15 protein-coding genes are annotated in these 17,225 nt (G+C 59.3%); 6 read left to right on the plus strand and 9 right to left on the minus strand.

The window, feature by feature from the left end:
- Positions 1–7: 7 nt before the first annotated feature.
- The 3 genes from SPE70_RS14255 to tehA all read right to left on the minus strand — a co-directional run bounded on the left by SPE70_RS14255 (position 8) and on the right by tehA (position 2,534).
- Positions 8–676 carry a DUF3313 domain-containing protein gene (locus SPE70_RS14255; protein ID WP_004143788.1) on the minus strand — a complete coding sequence of 223 codons (669 nt, stop codon included), beginning with the start codon at positions 674–676 and terminating at the stop codon, positions 8–10.
- A 260-nt stretch (positions 677–936) separates the two neighbouring features.
- Positions 937–1,533, minus strand: coding sequence for a tellurite resistance methyltransferase TehB (gene tehB, locus SPE70_RS14260; RefSeq protein WP_022065561.1), 597 nt, complete (start codon positions 1,531–1,533; stop codon positions 937–939).
- Positions 1,530–2,534 carry a dicarboxylate transporter/tellurite-resistance protein TehA gene (gene tehA, locus SPE70_RS14265; protein WP_008804667.1) on the minus strand — a complete coding sequence of 335 codons (1,005 nt, stop codon included), beginning with the start codon at positions 2,532–2,534 and terminating at the stop codon, positions 1,530–1,532. Before tehA ends, tehB begins: the two co-directional genes overlap by 4 nt.
- Positions 2,535–2,645: 111 nt before the next feature.
- On the opposite strand from tehA, the gene ydcK reads away from it, so the two are divergent.
- On the plus strand, positions 2,646–3,626 hold the full coding sequence (ydcK, locus tag SPE70_RS14270) for a YdcK family protein (RefSeq protein ID WP_008804666.1): 981 nt from the start codon (positions 2,646–2,648) through the stop codon (positions 3,624–3,626).
- Here ydcK and rimL read toward each other — a convergent pair.
- Both rimL and SPE70_RS14280 read right to left on the minus strand, forming a co-directional pair.
- Positions 3,612–4,190 (minus strand): 50S ribosomal protein L7/L12-serine acetyltransferase, encoded by a 579-nt coding sequence (gene rimL / locus SPE70_RS14275; protein ID WP_022065559.1) that lies wholly within the window; start codon positions 4,188–4,190, stop codon positions 3,612–3,614. The genes ydcK and rimL overlap by 15 nt on opposite strands.
- Before the next feature lie 53 nt (positions 4,191–4,243).
- Entirely contained in the window at positions 4,244–5,899 is a 1,656-nt protein-coding gene (locus SPE70_RS14280) for a glucan biosynthesis protein D (RefSeq protein WP_012541545.1), read from the minus strand.
- Positions 5,900–6,338: 439 nt separating this feature from the next.
- On the opposite strand from SPE70_RS14280, the gene SPE70_RS14285 reads away from it, so the two are divergent.
- The gene (locus SPE70_RS14285; RefSeq protein WP_012541544.1) at positions 6,339–7,427 is read left to right on the plus strand and encodes an NAD(P)-dependent alcohol dehydrogenase; all 1,089 of its coding nucleotides are present in this window, start codon (positions 6,339–6,341) and stop codon (positions 7,425–7,427) included.
- Between the two features lie 54 nt (positions 7,428–7,481).
- Here the strand turns inward: SPE70_RS14285 and SPE70_RS14290 are convergent, their stop codons facing one another.
- Both SPE70_RS14290 and SPE70_RS14295 read right to left on the minus strand, forming a co-directional pair.
- The gene (locus tag SPE70_RS14290) at positions 7,482–8,987 is read right to left on the minus strand and encodes a carboxylesterase/lipase family protein (RefSeq protein ID WP_044649999.1); all 1,506 of its coding nucleotides are present in this window, start codon (positions 8,985–8,987) and stop codon (positions 7,482–7,484) included.
- Positions 8,988–9,028: 41 nt separating this feature from the next.
- Entirely contained in the window at positions 9,029–10,372 is a 1,344-nt protein-coding gene (locus SPE70_RS14295; protein WP_008804661.1) for a 2-oxoadipate dioxygenase/decarboxylase HglS, read from the minus strand.
- Between the two features lie 239 nt (positions 10,373–10,611).
- Here SPE70_RS14295 and pcaH point away from each other — a divergent pair, with 239 nt between their 5' ends.
- The 4 genes from pcaH to SPE70_RS14315 all read left to right on the plus strand — a co-directional run bounded on the left by pcaH (position 10,612) and on the right by SPE70_RS14315 (position 15,737).
- Positions 10,612–11,352, plus strand: coding sequence for a protocatechuate 3,4-dioxygenase subunit beta (pcaH, locus tag SPE70_RS14300; protein WP_008804660.1), 741 nt, complete (start codon positions 10,612–10,614; stop codon positions 11,350–11,352).
- Positions 11,349–11,969, plus strand: coding sequence for a protocatechuate 3,4-dioxygenase subunit alpha (gene pcaG / locus SPE70_RS14305; RefSeq protein ID WP_008804659.1), 621 nt, complete (start codon positions 11,349–11,351; stop codon positions 11,967–11,969). Before pcaH ends, pcaG begins: the two co-directional genes overlap by 4 nt.
- Positions 11,970–12,144: 175 nt before the next feature.
- On the plus strand, positions 12,145–13,068 hold the full coding sequence (locus SPE70_RS14310; protein ID WP_012541541.1) for a LysR substrate-binding domain-containing protein: 924 nt from the start codon (positions 12,145–12,147) through the stop codon (positions 13,066–13,068).
- 296 nt (positions 13,069–13,364) lie between these two features.
- The gene (locus SPE70_RS14315) at positions 13,365–15,737 is read left to right on the plus strand and encodes a membrane-bound PQQ-dependent dehydrogenase, glucose/quinate/shikimate family (protein WP_324726342.1); all 2,373 of its coding nucleotides are present in this window, start codon (positions 13,365–13,367) and stop codon (positions 15,735–15,737) included.
- 69 nt (positions 15,738–15,806) lie between these two features.
- Here the strand turns inward: SPE70_RS14315 and SPE70_RS14320 are convergent, their stop codons facing one another.
- Positions 15,807–16,925 carry an S-(hydroxymethyl)glutathione dehydrogenase/class III alcohol dehydrogenase gene (locus SPE70_RS14320; RefSeq protein WP_008804656.1) on the minus strand — a complete coding sequence of 373 codons (1,119 nt, stop codon included), beginning with the start codon at positions 16,923–16,925 and terminating at the stop codon, positions 15,807–15,809.
- Positions 16,926–16,949: 24 nt separating this feature from the next.
- On the minus strand, positions 16,950–17,225 hold the full coding sequence (locus tag SPE70_RS14325) for a metal/formaldehyde-sensitive transcriptional repressor (protein WP_004101746.1): 276 nt from the start codon (positions 17,223–17,225) through the stop codon (positions 16,950–16,952).

Consider the following 17,225-nt stretch of genomic DNA (forward strand, 5'->3'; position numbering starts at 1 on the left):
GGCACGATTAACGCTGAGAGGGATCGAATTTGACGGCGTCGACCGCCATATCATCGATCACCTGCTTCAGGGTATCGACGGTCAGTGGCGTATTCTCATTCGCCAGGGTTTTGCCTTCCCCTTTACGAACGACCTTGATGACCGGCTTATTGGTGCTGGCGTCAATGACCTCCGCCTCAAAGTACAGATCGGTGTCCATGGTACGATGGCCGGTGGCGGCCTGGGTGCCGGCGACAATCATAGCGACCGGGATCACTTCATAGAACTGCAGCCCCTCTTTGCTGGAATCCACCCCGGTGATCGCCCCGCGGAAGATGAGGCTGCGCTTGCCGGCGGTAGTGGCCAGCGGTTTACGCTCGGAAATAGCCTGTTTCAGCTCTTTGTTGGTGTAGTTAAGAATATCCTGCAGCGCCTTTTCCCCTACCTGGGTGGTCGGCTTCGGTACCGGATAGTAGGTCACCGGGTGATAAACGATATTGTCATAGTTGGCTGGATTGAAGTTCGGATCGATCCAGCGCAGCTCCGGCTTGCCGGAGGCAGAGGTCGTTTCTTTCAAACTGGAATAATCTTTTAAGAAGCCCGAATACTGATTCGGTTGCGCCACTTTCGCCGCACAGCCGGTCAACGCCAATATTCCCGCCAGAGCGGCGACTTTCAGTAAAACGCGAGTACGCATAGAGAGATCCCTGTAAATGCAGTTTTTTTTCGGCAGACGTTATAGCAAATAGGACCCACTAGTTTTGTGACAAAAAAAGGGCTTCGTCAAGGAAGATTTATAAATATTGATAGGATGAACATTACGTTATTAAATAATCACTTAAAAAGCGTATTGCGCGGTTTTCCAGGCTCATTTTCGCCGCAACGGATCTCTGTCTTGCCCACGCTTTGGCGGGGAATGCGGCGCGGGCCATGCTCAGCTTCCCACGCCGCCGCGTCTCAGGCAGGCTTGCGCGCCAACAGGGTGGCGAAGCGCAGTTTGATGCGATTGCCGTTGGCGTCGGTGCGATGCAGCTCGCCGACGTCCTCATTGTATTTCAGCAGCTCCCAGCCCTGGTAATAATCACGAAGCTCATCGGGTTTAAAGGCAAACGGGAAGCCGACGGTGCAGGGATAATCTTCGGTATCCATTGCCGCCACAATCAGGTTATAGCCGCCGGCGGCGGTGCAGCGCTGCATATTGGCGATCAGGCCCGGGATGGTGTCAGGCTCCAGGAACATCATCACCACGGTGGAGAGGATCAGGTCATACTCCCCATCAAAGGTCAGGCTATTGAGGTTGGTTACCGCGGTGCGGAGATTTTCCAGCGCCTCGGCAGCGCGAATACTTTCCAGATTATTGATGCTCATCGGATTTTTATCCCACGCCGTCACCGTGAATCCGTTCGCCGCCAGATAAAGGCTGTTACGCCCGTTGCCACAGCCCAGATCCAGCGCCCGCCCCGGCGGCACCACTGTCGCAGCATGCAGCACCTCGGAATGGGTGCGTGTCAGGCCATATTTTTCACTAAAATAATCCGCGTCACGCGTTGTCATGATCCTTCCTTCTTATTCAGGAGTGTTTCCCGGTCGACCTGTACCAGCAGTTTCCCGCTCACCAACAGCAAAATTGTGCGCAGTAACAGCAGGCCGACAACCAGATTGCTAAAAATAAACAGCGGCATTGCCAGATGGTGAAAAAAGCCGTCCGCCCTGGCCTGGCCGAGATGCAGGCCGGTAGTGGCCAGCGCGGAAATACCGAACGAGAAGCTCCAGAAGGAAGCATTGAACGGCTGGCGAAGATACCAGGGCATCAGGCGCAGCATGAACAGTAGCTGCAGCAGGCCGTAACCAAACAGCAGCTTCGCGAAGGTATCCGCTTCCCCACCGTTGACGCTGAGCCAGGCGCTGCAGGCCACCAGCGCAGGCGCCAGCTGGATCCCCAGCGAGGTGCGCAGCGGCGTCGGCAGCTCGCCCGCGCTGCGCAGACGCTGGAGGATCGCCGGCTCGAGGCTCAACCAGGAGAAGACCCCGGCGCCGAGGAACACCAGCCCGGCGTCGGTAAATCCCAGCGCGCCGCAGGCCATCGCGCTAATGAAATTATTGGCCACCGTGGGCAGATAGAGCCCCGGCGTGGTGGCCTCGTGAGGATGCGTCCCCCGCCACAAGCCGCCACTTTGCCAGGCGGCATAGGCAAGCTGCAGCGCCACCCCCGGCACAAACAATCCCAGCGCCAGCGGTCGCCACCAGGGCACCAGCCCGATCGCCACCAGCAGCGTGGTGGCCGGAAACAGGCTGACAAAGCTGCTGCTGACCGGATGACGCATCTCCCGTAGCACGCTCGCCGGAAAGCGAATTGCCCGGCTGATAAACGCCATGCTGAGCAGAGCCCACATCGCGATCGCCAGCATCACCAGACCATCGCCGATGCTGCGGCTAACCGGCCAGAGCGTGCTGGCGTAGCGCCAGGCGAAGCCCATTCCGATGGTGCCGAGCACCATACCAAAATAGCCTGCCGGCAGGTTCAGCGCCTGCCGCGGCGTTTGCTTGCTCTTCATTTTGTTGATGATATCAATTTAATTTGAAGTTGCATTTTAAAGGAACCTTATCCCGCGCGCTACGGCGATCTTTGCTATGTTTATGTTAACCATAAGTAATGAGGATCGGGAATGCGTAAATACCGTCTCAGCGAACAGACCCGGCAGTATTGTTACCAGGAAGAGGCTGGCAAACAGAGCGTCACCCTGCGCCAGATAGTGGCGCTTATCGATTTCGCTGACGTCAAAGCAGGCAGCGAAGGCGGTTGGGTGGACGCGGAAAGCGCTCTCAGCCAACAGGGAGAGTGCTGGATCTACGATGCCAACAGCGTGGTTTTCGCCGGGGCAAGTATCCGCGACGACGCTCGCTTAACCGGGCCCTGCGTGGTCAGCCACGAGGCCGCCATCGGCGGACGGGCATGCATTCATGCCTCGCACATTAGCCATCACGCGCAGATAAGTGACAACGTCACGATTAATCATAGTCTGGTGCGCGGTTACTGTCGCCTCGCCGACGAGGCGCGTCTCCTGCCCCACTGCCAGGTGATTGCCGCCCGCGGGCTGACCGCCGATCGCGACAAAGTCCTGCAGATTTATCAGCGAGCCACCGTTAGCGCCTCGCGTATTCTTCATCAGGCGCAAATCTACGGCGATGCCTTTGTCGAGCACGCTTTTGTCGAACATCGGGCAGAAGTGTTCGACCAGGCAAGACTGGAGGGGAACGAAGAAAACGACGTCTGGGTGTGCGATAACGCCCGGGTTTATGGTCATGCGCGACTGATCGCCGGTCGCGGAGAGGATGCCATTCCCACCGTGCGCTACAGTTCGCAGGTGGCGGAGAATGCGGTGATTGAAGGCAACTGCCTGTTAAAGCACCGGGCGATGGTCGGGGGCGAGGCGCAGCTGCGCGGTGGTCCGATTCTGCTCGACGACGATGTGCTGATCCAGGGGCGGACAGTCATCATCGGCGATGTGATCGTTGAGCACCAGGTCTCCATCAATGACGAGGTGCAGATTGCCGCACAGGAGGGAGAGGCCATTCATCTGCGCGGCCCGAAAACGCTTGACGGCCAGCAGCACATCACCCGCACGCCGCTGTTAGGCGCCCTCTAGCGCCTCGTCGCGGTCAATAATGCGCGAATAGATATTCTGATCGTCATAGCTGCCGTTCAGATACTCGGCCTGCCTGAGGCAACCTTCAAGAACGAACCCATTGCGCAACGCCACCTGGTTACTGCGGGTATTGGCCACCCGGCATTTGATCACAAACCGGCGCACCAGCCCGCTGCGGGCATAATGGTGGATAAAGGCCTGCAGGGAGCGGGAAAGCAGCCCCTGCCCCTGGTGATCTTCATCGATCCAGTAACCGATATAGGCTGTTTTGTTCTGCGGCTCGATCTGGTTGAACGACAGAACGCCAACGAGTCGATGGTCGAGAAACAGCAAAAACATTTTGGCGTAATCCCGCTGATGCAGAATCACGTTACCCTGCACATGGCGACGGGTCTCCTCTTCGCTGTTCACTTCGGCGGGCCAGTTGAGCGATTGCTGCAGCCAGTGGCGGTTTTTCACCACCAGCTGGTGCAGATCGCTGACGTAGCGCTCATCAATCGCGATAAGCGTCAGCGCGTCGGTCACCGGGATCGACTCAGGTACTGCGGGAATGTCTGTAGTCATGGGGCTCTCTACTGGCCCGCAGGCGTTGCCTGCGGGCTGCGGCTGTCACGGGATTATTTCATGATCCGGTCGTCAACGTAGTTACGTTTATCCGGCGCCGGCGGGAAGTACTGATAGAGCCAGGTTTCGCTGATGGCTTCACCCTGACAGCGCAGGAACAGGCGCATCTCCACCGGGTCGGTCGAGTCGGAGGTCGGATACCAGTCGAAGAGGATCCGGTAGCCATCGAACGGCTCGACGTAGAGGATCTCAATCTGCTTCGCTTCCCCGCTGGAGAGGGTGATCACCGGTTCAATACCGCGCGGCGCGGCGGCCTTCAGATCGCCGCCGACAAAGTCGATGGCAAAACGACGCGCCCACTTATCCGGATAGTGCTCGCCCGGCGCCCAGCCTTCCGGGAAGCCCCCCATCCCGGTGCGGGTGGCGAGCACACGCGCCAGCGGGGTGCTCACCGGCGGCTGCGCGCTCCAGTAGAGACGGTAGCGGAAGTCCAGTTCGTCGCCCGCCTTCACCGCTTTTTCCGGCTGCCAGAAGCAGACGATATTATCCAGCGTTTCGCCGGTGGTCGGGATCTCCATCAGGCTGACCGCCCCTTTCCCCCACTGGTTACGCGGCTCAACCCACAGGCTGGGGCGCTTGTTATACCAGCCCATCACGTCCTGGTAATGGGAGAAATCGCGGTCCAGCTGCAGCAGACCGAAGCCGCGCGGGTTCTTGTCCTGGAAGGCGTTGAACTGCAGCTTCTGCGGGTTATTCAGCGGCCGGCAGACCCATTCGCCGTTCCCCAGCCACATCGACAGCCGATCGGAGTCGTGGATCTGCGGGTGGATGGTATCGCACATCCGGCGCTCGTTGTTGCCGCAGCTGAACATACTGGTCATCGGCGCGATACCCAGCTGTTTGATGTCCTTGCGGGCATAAAGGTGATTTTCCACGTCCATGATGACCTGGGTATCCTGGCAATGGATGGTGAACTTGTAGGCCCCGGTGATGCTCGGGCTATCCAGCAGCGCGTAAACGGTAAAGACCGTGGCGTCCCCTTTAACCGTTTCGAACCAGAAGGAGGTGAAATCAGGGAACTCTTCCGGGGTATCGGTAAAGGTGTCTACCGCCAGCCCACGAGCCGACAAGCCGTACTGGTAGGTGCTGTCTACCGCGCGGAAATAACTGGCGCCAAGGAACGCCACGATATCGCGGCGGGCCAGCTCCGGCGCTTTAAACACCCGGAATCCGGCGAAGCCGAGGTCGGACTGCCCTTCCAGCTGGCGGGTGTCGACCCCGGCGTCATTGTACTTAAACAGCTCAGGGCGGAAATGGATCTCGCGCGCCTGCTGAGTGGCGGCGTCAAGAGAGAACATCCGCACGCGGCGACGGAACCCCATCCCGACGTGGAAAAACTGGATGTCCAGTTTGCGTTCTTCGATGTTGTTCCATAGCGAGTGGTTGGCGTCATACTGGATGCTGTTATAAGCCTGCGGAGTCAGATTGGCCAGCGTCGGCGGCAGATCGCGCGGGGCGCCGCCCCATGGCTGGCGCGCCAGATCGTGGGCCATCGCCTGCAGCACGGTGTAATCGAAACGACGCGTTTGCCCGTCGGCAATACCCGCGTCTTCGGCAAAAGCGGCCTGACTGAATAAGGAAGCGACTCCTGACGTCCCGCATACGGCGGCAACAGCCATGGAAGATTTAAGAAAACGTCTGCGGTTCATGCCTGAGAAAGCGTCCTTCTGCACGGGTGAATTGATTCGCAACGCGTCATCACGCTGCGTGATAAATTCCGCCCACTCTAGACAAAAACGATTAATAATCCAATTGTTGCCCGCAGAAAAAAGGTAAAAAAGCCCTGTCTACCGGAACAACCCGTTTTTTTACTTTTCCTTCGACGTGCAGCCGGGGAAAGAACAGACTGCCGGCCGCTTTTTCGCCTGACCATTGAGCGGATAGCTTTTTCTCGCTGCGGTATATTCATCACACCTATGCCCCGCCGCCCTGCGTTTTCTTTAGGCACAATTGGCGCAAATTTCCGCCACATCCGGTGCTAACTTTTCACCGATAACCGCTATATTTCTTCATGTTAGCGGCCAACACGGGAGAGCCGTTCGGGCTGTCCCGCCACGCTCTCCAGGGAATTCATTCAGGAGTCATGCCATGCAAGTGAAAGCAGCCGTCACGCTGGGCTACCAGCAACCTTTCGTCATCAAGGATGTCGACGTCTCCCCTCCGGGGAAGGATGAGATATTAGTGAAAATTGTCGCCACCGGGGTCTGTCATACCGACGCGGTGATGCGTGATAACCCGGGAGTGGTGCCTATGCCAGCCATCCTCGGCCATGAAGGCGCCGGGATCGTCGCCAGCGTCGGGGAGGCGGTCAGCGGTATCAGAGTCGGAGACCACGTGGTGCTCAGCTATGCCGCCTGCCACCATTGCGAAAATTGTTTAAGCAACCACCCTTCAGCTTGCGAAGATTTTAATACGCTTAATTTTGGCGGCCGACGCGAGGATGGCACCACCCCCTATCGGCTGGGCGATCAGGATCTGTCCCTGTTCTTTGGCCAGTCGTCCTTCAGCCAGTATGTGGTCACCCGCGCCAGCAACGCCGTGGTGGTCGACCCGGAGGTCGATCTCACCCTGCTCGGCCCGCTGGGCTGCGGCATCCAGACCGGCAGCGGGACGGTGCTCAACCGCCTGAAACCGGTGATTGGGGAATCCATTGTGGTGTTTGGCTGCGGCGCCGTGGGGCTCAGCGCCATCATGGCGGCGAAATTAACCGGCTGTTCGCAGATCATCGCTGTCGATATTCATGCCAGTCGCCTCGCCCTGGCGGGCGAACTGGGCGCCACCCATCAGATCAATGGCAAGGAACAGGATGCCGTGGCCCTGATCAAACAGATCACCGGCAAAGGCGCTCACTACGCGGTGGAAACCACCGGCGTATCGGCCATCGTGCTGCAGGCCGTACACGCGGTGAAACCATTAGGTACGGTGGCCATCGTCGGCTTTACCGGGGATATCACCTTTAACGTGCAGAACGATCTGATGGCGGAGGGCAAGTCGCTGGTCGGGGTGATTGAAGGCGATGCCGTCCCAGCGCTGTTTATTCCGCTGCTGGTGCAGCAGTACAAGCAGGGGAAATTCCCCATCGATAAGCTTATCGTTCGCTATCCGCTGGCCGATATTAATCAGGCCTTCGCCGATTCGGCGTCTGGTAAGGTGATAAAGCCCGTGGTTGTGATGTGAGTGAATGCCGCCACCAACCGGTGGCGGCAGTTGCTCAGCCGCACCTCAGCGCATTTACTCCAGCGTCACGTGATGCTTCATCACCCGGCGAAACAGCGCCAGCCGGGCGCGCATAAAGCGATTTTCCACTTTAAAGCCGGCACGCTTATGCAGGCCAATGCGCAACAGACGATCCCGTCCGCGCAGGCACGCTGGCCAGCGCACCGCGCCGGCAAGCGCCTGGTCGCCGCTGGCGACGCGGGCAAACTGGGCCCAATAGTCAGCCACCTGAGCGGCGAAGGCCAGATCCGCTTCGCTGGCATACTGACACACCGGGTCGGTCAACCGCAGGTTATCAAACACGTAGGGCACCTCGTTGCCATGCCAGGCGCCGTGCGGATAGGTGTCATGCTCCGCCTCCGCAACATAATCAAACCAGTAGCGCCAGCACGGCTGCCCCACGCGCTGCTGCGCCTGCATCACCACATAACCGAGGGTGGTGAAGGCCATGTCGCGGCACACTTCCCGCCCCAGCGCCTCATCGCCCTTCACGCCGGGATAAAGGAGTTTGATCAGCCCCAGTCCCAGGCGGCGCTCACGGCGCAGCTTCTGGATCTGCCCGGCGATATCGACGCCAAACACGGCCATCACGCTGGCTTCATCGCTGTTGGAGCCGATCATCACCGGCATTGGATGCTGGCGCCCGGCAAAAAAGGTCTCCAGCATCGGCTGCGGCAGCACCGCGTCGCCGACGATGGGGGCCGGCCCTGTGTTCAGCGGCGCGGTGAGCGACCAGAAGGCCTCCGCCGGGATCGCCCGCAATTCCTCAGCGCTGGCTCGCGGTAAGGCAAAGTGTTCCGCCAGCAGGCGGCCTTTCTCCAGCGCCTTCTCTCGCGGCAGGTCGGGTAACGTATACCCGCTCTGAATAATCGCTTTATGGAACAACCCTTTCGCTTTCGGCGAGGCCATCAGCGACAGCACGCTGCGCGCCCCGGCGGATTCGCCAAACAGCGTGACGTTGGCGGCATCCCCGCCGAAGGCGTGGATATTCTCCTGAACCCACTGCAGGGCGGCAATCTGATCGAGCAGCGCGAAATTATAGAGACGTTCGCCCGCCTCTTCTTCCAGCGCCGGATGGGCGAAAAAGCCGAGATGGCCCAACCGGTAGTTGACCGTCACCACCACCACATCGCGGCTGGCTAACGCTTTGCCATCGTAAGGCGGCAGGCTGCCGGCGCCGATGGTAAACCCGCCGCCGTGCAGCCAGACCATCACCGGCAGCGGCTGCGCAGCAGCAGCAGGTGCCCAGATATTGAGATATAAGCAGTCTTCGCTGAAAGCGCCGGGATCGCCGCCGCCGAGCTCACGGCAGTAGTCAATGTCCTGCCAGCTGGCGGCGGAAAAGGCGTCGGCCTGGCGGACGCCCTGCCAGCGGGCAGGAGGCTGCGGCGCGCGCCAGCGCAGCGGGCCCACAGGCGGCGCGGCATACGGAATGCCGCGCCAGATATGGATCCCCTGCTCTGTGCTCCCGGATACGGTTCCCTGGCGGGTTTTCGCCAACGGTTTCGACGGATGTTGCATAACCTGCTCCCTGTAAGGCTGATGCCAGCAGGGTACTGATTTTACAGCAGACCGCAACGTCGTTTGCTGCGCTCCTCCGCCTGTCGGTACAGGGCAAACTCATCCTCCACCGGGCAGCCCAGCGCCGTCTCAAAGGCTTCGCGGCTGGCATTTCCGTGGCTGCGCGCCTGCGTTTCGTTGCCCAGATTAGACTGAAAAATGCCCGCCGCGCTGACCGGTAAAAAATCTTCATAAATAATCGGCTGGGCGACCACCCACCCGCGCTCAATCAGCGGCTGCGGATCGTCCCCCGGGCGAAACGCCTGGCGATGCGCCTCGCCGGCGGGCGTCAGGCGGTAGCGAAACCAGGCCAACCCCTGCTGACGGAGCAGAAATTCGCTGTCGGGGAATTCGCGGAATACCTCCTGCAGATGCAGCTGATGGCTGAGATTGTCCTTTCCTGTCCCTGCCGCCTGCAGCAGTCGGTCGTACAGTGCGCGTCCTTTTGGCGTTAGCGCAATGCCGCGTTGCTCAATTTCGCCAAAGCGGGCGCTGTGGGTGCCTTTATGCTCACCGGCGAACATCACCGGCTCCTCAAGCGCCTTAAAGCTGGTCTGCCGCAGGAGGATCGGGACCTCCCGGCGCGGTGGCCCTTCAATCAGCGCTTTGGGTTCAATACCACACTCGGGCATCAGGGCCTGGGCGCGGTCAATATCCAGCGTCCGCGGCGTGAGGTGATTGATATGGCATCCCGGAAAGCAGACCACATCGGCAATCAGGCGGTGCTCGCGATGCAGAGCATGGTAGGTCTCCTCATCGACGGTGGCATGCCGGTGCCAGCGGAAGGTCTCCAGCGCCTCCTGCACAAACTCGCGCGCGTCGGCAGAGGTGAATTCGCCCTCAGCTTCATACTGCGCAATCAGCGCCAGACAGCGGGGGGTAAAGATTTTGCGCCGGGCAAGGATGGCCTCGGCCCGCTCGCGCAGGGCGCGATTTTCAATCAGCTCCAGGCGCAGCAGCGAGGTGAAAACCCGAAACGGATTGCGCGCCAGCGCGGCATCGTCGATGGGACGAAAGGCCGTGGAATGGACCGGCACGCCGGCCTGCGAGAGATCGTAATAGCTGACGGGATACATCCCCATGATGGCAAACATGCGACGCAGCGTCGCCAGTTCCTCCGCTGTGCCCACGCGGATTGCGCCGTGGCGCTCCACGTTTAAGCGCGCCAGCTCGTCGGCATTGGCCAGTTGTTCATGCAGCTGCGGATTATTTTCCAGTACCGCGAGATTGACGTCAGCCACCAGCTCCAGCAGCGTCCCGTATTGCGGAACTTCCTGCTGGTACATAGCCGACATGGCCTGCGAAAACTGCTCCCGAATCTCATCAGCCGTGATGGTGTTCGCCATGATGTGTTACCTCCAGTGAATACTTCCTGGAGTGTAGGAAAGCTGCCTCCTGGCGGGGGGAAGAATTTACAAACTGTGATGGCGATAACCTGCTTCCGCTAGCAGTCATTGCACAAAACATAACCCACGGTTATGAAAAACACCCGGTAATTTCACTTTAAATTAACAATACATTTACACACACTGTTTCTGGCGACATTACAACAACATGCCCCTCTACCGTCTACACGGAGTACCCGATGAACGATAAATGGTCCCCGCGCGAGGTTATCCATCGCGATTACAGTAGCCACCCGCCCGCTTACGCGCCGGGCTATAAAACCAGCGTCCTGCGCTCACCGAAGAATGCCCTGATCTCCCTGCAGAACTCATTGTCAGAGATCACCGGGCCGGTCTTTAGCCGTGACGATCTGGGCCCTCTGGATAACGATCTTATCCTTAATTACGCCAAAGAAGGCCTGCCGATTGGCGAGCGGATCATTGTCCACGGTTACGTGCGCGATGGTTTTGGCCGACCGATGAAAAACACCCTGGTGGAAGTCTGGCAGGCCAATGCCGGCGGCCGCTACCGACATAAAAAAGATCAGTATCTGGCCCCGATTGACCCGAACTTCGGCGGCTGCGGCCGGGTGCTGACCGATGAAAACGGCTATTACTGTTTTCGCACTATCAAGCCCGGCCCCTACCCGTGGCGTAACCAGGCCAGCGACTGGCGTCCGGCGCATATTCATTTCTCGCTCTCGGGTGAAGCCTGGGCGCAGCGCCTGATCACTCAGATGTATTTCGAAGGCGATCCGCTGATCAAACAGTGTCCGATCGTCCGAACCATTAATAATGACGACGCCGTGCGCACGCTGATCGCCGAGCTGGACATGCACGCCGCCGTACCGCTGGATTGTCTGGCCTACCGCTTTGACCTTGTTCTGCGCGGCCATCGCGCCACGCTGTTTGAAAATCGCACTCAGGGGGCCGCCCGATGAAAGAGTATCTGCCTGAAACCGCCTCGCAGACGGCGGGACCCTATGTTCATATCGGTCTGGCGCCTGACGCCGCGGGCTTTCATATTTTTGAGAAAAACTTTGGCCCGGTCCTCACCACCGCGGATACCACCGGGGAGCGGATCACCATTGAAGGCCGGGTTATCGACGGCTCCGGAACACCGGTCCGTGATGTGCTGCTGGAGATCTGGCAGGCCAACGCCGCAGGACGCTATAACCATCCTGACGACCGTCAGCAGCAGAAAGCCGTCGACCCGGGCTTCCGCGGCTGGGGGCGTACCTGCTCTGATTTCACCTCCGGCGTCTGGCGCTTTGACACCATTAAGCCGGGCCCGGTTGTCGGCCGCGATGGCCGCCTGATGGCGCCGCACGTCAACCTGTGGGTGGTCGCCCGGGGGATCAACATCGGCCTGAACACACGGATGTATTTCGCCGATGAACATGAGGCCAACGCCAGCGACCCGGTGCTGAATCTGATCGAGTGGGAAGTGAGACGCAAAACCTTAATCGCCGAACGCGAGGTTCGTGGTTCGGAAGTGGTCTATCGCTTCGATATTTATCTGCAGGGCGAAAACGAAACCGTCTTTTTCGATATCTAGCGGCCACGCCGATAAACGCCTTCCCCTCGTCCTGCGGGGGGAAGGCGTTTTAAACCGTGGGGAAAGATCTTGTAATGTAATCAGGTCAAATGTTAATAATATTTTGCTATCTGGTTATCAAATTTAAACAAGGCCGCTTGTCTCTTTCACCGCTGTGTTTTTAACATCATCTACTATGGAAAAAAATGGTCTCTTCAGTCAGCGCATTCGCTTGCGCCATCTACACACCTTCGTGGCCGTCGCTCAACAGGGAACGCTGGGGCGCGCGGCTGAAACTTTAAATCTGAGCCAGCCTGCACTCTCGAAAACGCTTAACGAGCTTGAACAGCTAACCGGTACCCGGCTGTTCGAGCGGGGCCGCCTGGGGGCGCAACTCACCCTGGTCGGCGAACAGTTTCTGACTCATGCCGTTAAGGTACTTGATGCCCTTAACTCAGCGGGTCAGGCGCTGAACCGTAAAGAGGGGCTGAATAACGACATTGTGCGTATCGGCGCGCTGCCTACCGCCGCGCTGGGGATCCTGCCAACGGTGATCGGCCAGTTCCATAAGCAGCAAAAAGACATCACGCTGCAGGTCGCCACCATGAACAACACCATGCTGCTGGCGGGGTTAAAATCCGGGGAGATCGATATCGGTATCGGACGCATGTCCGACCCGGATCTGATGAGTGGACTCAACTATGAACTGCTGTTCCTCGAATCCCTGAAACTGGTGGTTCGCCCGGGACACCCCCTGCTTCAGGAGACCGTGACCCTGAGCCGGGTAATGGAGTGGCCCGTCGTCGTTTCGCCGAAGGGCACCGTACCGCGGCAAAACGCCGAAACGCTGCTCCAGAGCCAGGGCTGTAAAATGCCCGCCGGCTGTATCGAGACCCTCTCGGCTTCGCTGTCACGCCAGCTGACGGTCGATTTTGACTATGTGTGGTTCGTACCTTCCGGAGCGGTGAAAGACGATCTTCGCCGGGGTGTGCTGAGCGCCCTGCCGATTGCCACCCAGGGCGCCGGAGAGCCCATCGGCATTCTGACCCGCGTCGATGCGACGCTTACGCCAGGTACGCAAACCTTGCTCAGCGCCATCCGCAAGTCAATGCCTGCCTGACCCCGCTTTCTCCCCGGTAGCCCTGCCGGGGAGCCTACGTACGTCGATGTGGTGCGACGGACGGCGCAACACATTTAGCAAAATAATCATTTAGTGCGAAATCATTCATTAACAATTGCGTAAATTTCTTTAACAGATCTATCATATCGCGATTTCACCAAATGGTTCATTTGAAATCACATCAAGCAATAAACCTGCGTTTATGAAGGTACAAACCTCTTCATTCAAAAATAAAACAGAAAACACCTGTTTCATTTGGTTCACGATGAAGTGGCGGGAGTGGTTAAGGAGATTACATGGCAACTGGCAACGCGCCGCGCGGATTCCCCCGGATCCTGCAGTGGCTTCTCGCCGGACTGATGCTCATCATCGGTCTGGCTGTGGGTATTCTTGGGGCAAAACTGGCCCTCGTCGGCGGTACACTGTACTTCGCGCTGATGGGCGTGGTCATGGTCATCGCGGCGGTGTTGATTTTCCGCAACCGCCGCGGCGGTATTCTGTTATACGCCGTGGCGTTTATCGCCTCGGTGATCTGGGCGATTAGTGACGCTGGCTGGAGCTACTGGCCGCTCTTCTCGCGCCTGTTTGCGCTCGGCGTCCTGGCCTTCCTTGCCGCCCTGGTCTGGCCTTTCCTCGCCAGCCCACCGGCAAAAAAAGGCCCGGCATATGGCGTCGCCGCCGTTCTCGCCGTGGCGCTGGCGGTGAGCTTTGGCTGGATGTTCAAATCCGAACCACTGGTTAGCGCCACTGAAGCGGTGCCAGTGAAGCCCGTCGCGCCGGGCGAACAGCAGAAAAACTGGGCGCACTGGGGTAATACCACCCACGGCGACCGTTTCGCCGCGCTGGACCAAATCAACAAACAGAACGTCAACCAGCTGCAGGTGGCCTGGGTGGCGCATACTGGCGATATCCCGCAGAGCAATGGCTCCGGGGCGGAAGATCAAAACACCCCGCTGCAGATTGGCGATACTCTCTACGTCTGCACCCCTTACAGCAAAGTGCTGGCGCTGGATGTGGACAGCGGAAAAGAGAAATGGCGCTATGACTCCAAATCCTCTTCGCCCAACTGGCAGCGCTGCCGCGGCTTAGGCTATTACGAAGATAGCCAGGCGCAAACCGCGCCAGCGTCAGGCACGCAGCCTGCCGCCTGTTCCCGTCGTCTGTTCCTGCCGACGATCGACGCCCGCCTGATCGCCATTGATGCCGATACCGGCAAACTGTGCGAAAGCTTCGGCGATGGCGGTATTGTCGACCTCAGCGTCGGCATGGGTGAAGTGAAAGCGGGCTACTATCAGCAGACCTCCACCCCGCTGGTAGCGGGCAATGTGGTAGTGGTGGGCGGCCGCGTCGCGGATAACTACTCCACCGGCGAACCGCCGGGCGTGGTCCGCGCGTTTGACGTCCACACCGGCAAACTGGCGTGGGCGTGGGATCCCGGCAATCCAGCGCTGACCGGTGTTCCGCCGGAAGGCCAGACCTATACGCGCGGTACGCCAAACGTCTGGTCGGCGATGTCCTACGACGCGAAGCTGAATCTGATCTATCTGCCAACCGGCAACGCCACGCCAGATTTCTTTGGCGGCGAGCGTACCGCGCTGGACGATAAATACAGCTCCTCTATCGTGGCTGTGGATGCCACCACCGGCCAGGTGCGCTGGCACTTCCAGATCACGCACCACGATCTGTGGGACTTTGACCTGCCGTCTCAGCCGCTGCTGTACGACCTGCCTGACGGCAAGGGCGGTACCACCCCGGTGCTGGTGCAGACCAGCAAGCAGGGCATGATCTTTATGCTCAACCGCGAGACCGGCGAGCCGGTGGCCAAAGTGGAAGAGCGTCCGGTACCGGCGGGCAACGTCAAAGGTGAACGCTACTCTCCGACGCAACCTTACTCGGTAGGGATGCCGATGATCGGCAACCAGACGTTGACCGAATCCGATATGTGGGGGGCGACACCGATCGACCTGCTGCTGTGCCGTATTCAGTTCAAAGAGATGCGCCATCAGGGCGTCTTTACCCCGCCAGGTGAAGACCGTTCCCTGCAGTTCCCGGGCTCGCTCGGCGGCATGAACTGGGGCAGCGTTTCGGTGGATCCGAACAACAGCCTGATGTTCGTCAACGATATGCGTCTGGGTCTCGCCAACTATATGGTGCCGCGCGCGAAGGTGGCGAAAGACGCCAGCGGGATCGAGATGGGCATCGTGCCGATGGAAGGTACGCCGTTTGGCGCCATGCGCGAACGTTTCCTGTCGCCGCTGGGCATTCCGTGCCAGAAACCGCCGTTCGGCACCATGTCCGCGGTGGATCTGAAAACCGGGAAACTGGTGTGGCAGGTACCGGTTGGCACCGTAGAAGATACCGGGCCGCTGGGGATCCGGATGCACATGCCCATTCCGATCGGCATGCCGACCCTTGGCGCGTCGCTGTCGACGCAGTCCGGACTGCTGTTCTTCGCCGGTACCCAGGATTTCTACCTGCGCGCCTTTGATACCGCGAACGGGAAAGAGATCTGGAAATCGCGTCTGCCGGTCGGTAGCCAGTCGGGCCCGATGACCTACGTCTCACCGAAAACCGGTAAGCAGTACATTATTATCAATGCTGGCGGCGCCCGTCAGTCACCGGAACGCGGCGATTACATTATCGCCTACGCGCTCCCGGATCATCACTGATCGACCTAAGCAAAAGGGCCCATCCGGGCCCTTTTTTTATCGGTGACGATACGCCATCAGCGTTAGCGATTACTGGTCGCCAAAGTGGATCACGGTGCGAATCGATTTGCCTTCATGCATCAGATCAAAGGCCTCGTTAATCTGCTCCAGCGGCAGGCGATGGGTAATAAACGGGTCGAGGCGAATTTTACCGGCCATGGCGTCCTCCACCATTCCCGGCAGCTGACTGCGCCCTTTCACGCCGCCGAAGGCGGAACCGCGCCACACGCGGCCGGTCACCAGCTGGAACGGACGGGTCTTGATCTCCTGGCCCGCACCGGCTACGCCGATGATCACGCTCTCACCCCAGCCTTTATGGCAGCACTCCAGCGCCGCGCGCATCACGTTGACATTGCCGATGCACTCGAAGCTGAAATCCACCCCGCCGTCGGTCAGTTCGACAATCACATCCTGAATCGGCTTATCGTAGTCGTTCGGGTTGATAAAGTCGGTTGCGCCCATCTCTTTTGCCAGGGTGAACTTATCCGGGTTGGTATCGACCGCCAGAATCCGTCCGGCCTGCGCCTGCACCGCGCCCTGGATCACCGCGAGACCAATGCCGCCCAGACCAAAGACCGCGACGCTATCCCCGGGCTTGACCTTCGCCGTGTTGTGCACTGCGCCGATACCGGTGGTGACACCGCAGCCCAGCAGGCACACTTTATCCAGCGGCGCCTGCGGATTGACTTTCGCCAGCGAGATCTCGGCGCAAACCGTATATTCGCTGAAGGTGCTGGTGCCCATATAGTGATAAATCGGTTCGCCGTTATAGGAGAAACGGGTGGTGCCGTCCGGCATCAACCCTTTGCCCTGGGTGGCGCGCACCGCCTGACAGAGATTGGTTTTACCCGACTTACAGAACTTGCACTCGCCGCATTCGGCGGTATACAGCGGGATCACGTGGTCGCCCGGCTTAAGGCTGGTGACGCCCTCGCCCACTTCCACGACAATCCCGCCGCCTTCATGGCCCAGTACCGCCGGGAAAACACCCTCTGGATCGTCGCCGGAGAGGGTAAAGGCATCGGTGTGACACACGCCGGTGTGGGTGATTTTCACCAGAACTTCGCCTTTCTTCGGCGGCGCGACGTCAATCTCAACGATTTTTAACGGCTGGCCAGGACCAAAGGCAACTGCTGCGCGTGATTTCATAACTGTCTCTTCCTCGTCGTGATGTTATTTTAAATAGGATCGTAGCAAATGACCGACCTCTGCCATTCTCGCGGCCCGCTGGTCCGGGGTGGTCTCGCCGCTAACCAGCTCGTCCTGCAGGTGGATCTCCACCATTTCGCCCATCAGGCCATTTGCCGCACCGCGAATCGAGGCAATCTGCTGCAGGATTGTCATGCAGGGTTCGCCGGACTCCAGCGCGCGCTCGAGGGCCTCGACCTGGCCGCGGATGCGGCGTACGCGACTGAGCGCCCGTTTTTTATCTTCAGGTGAATGTGGCAC

The sequence above is a fragment of the Klebsiella sp. ZJOU C1 genome (genome assembly GCF_035620215.1).
Taxonomy (GTDB): Bacteria; Pseudomonadota; Gammaproteobacteria; order Enterobacterales; family Enterobacteriaceae; genus Klebsiella; species Klebsiella variicola.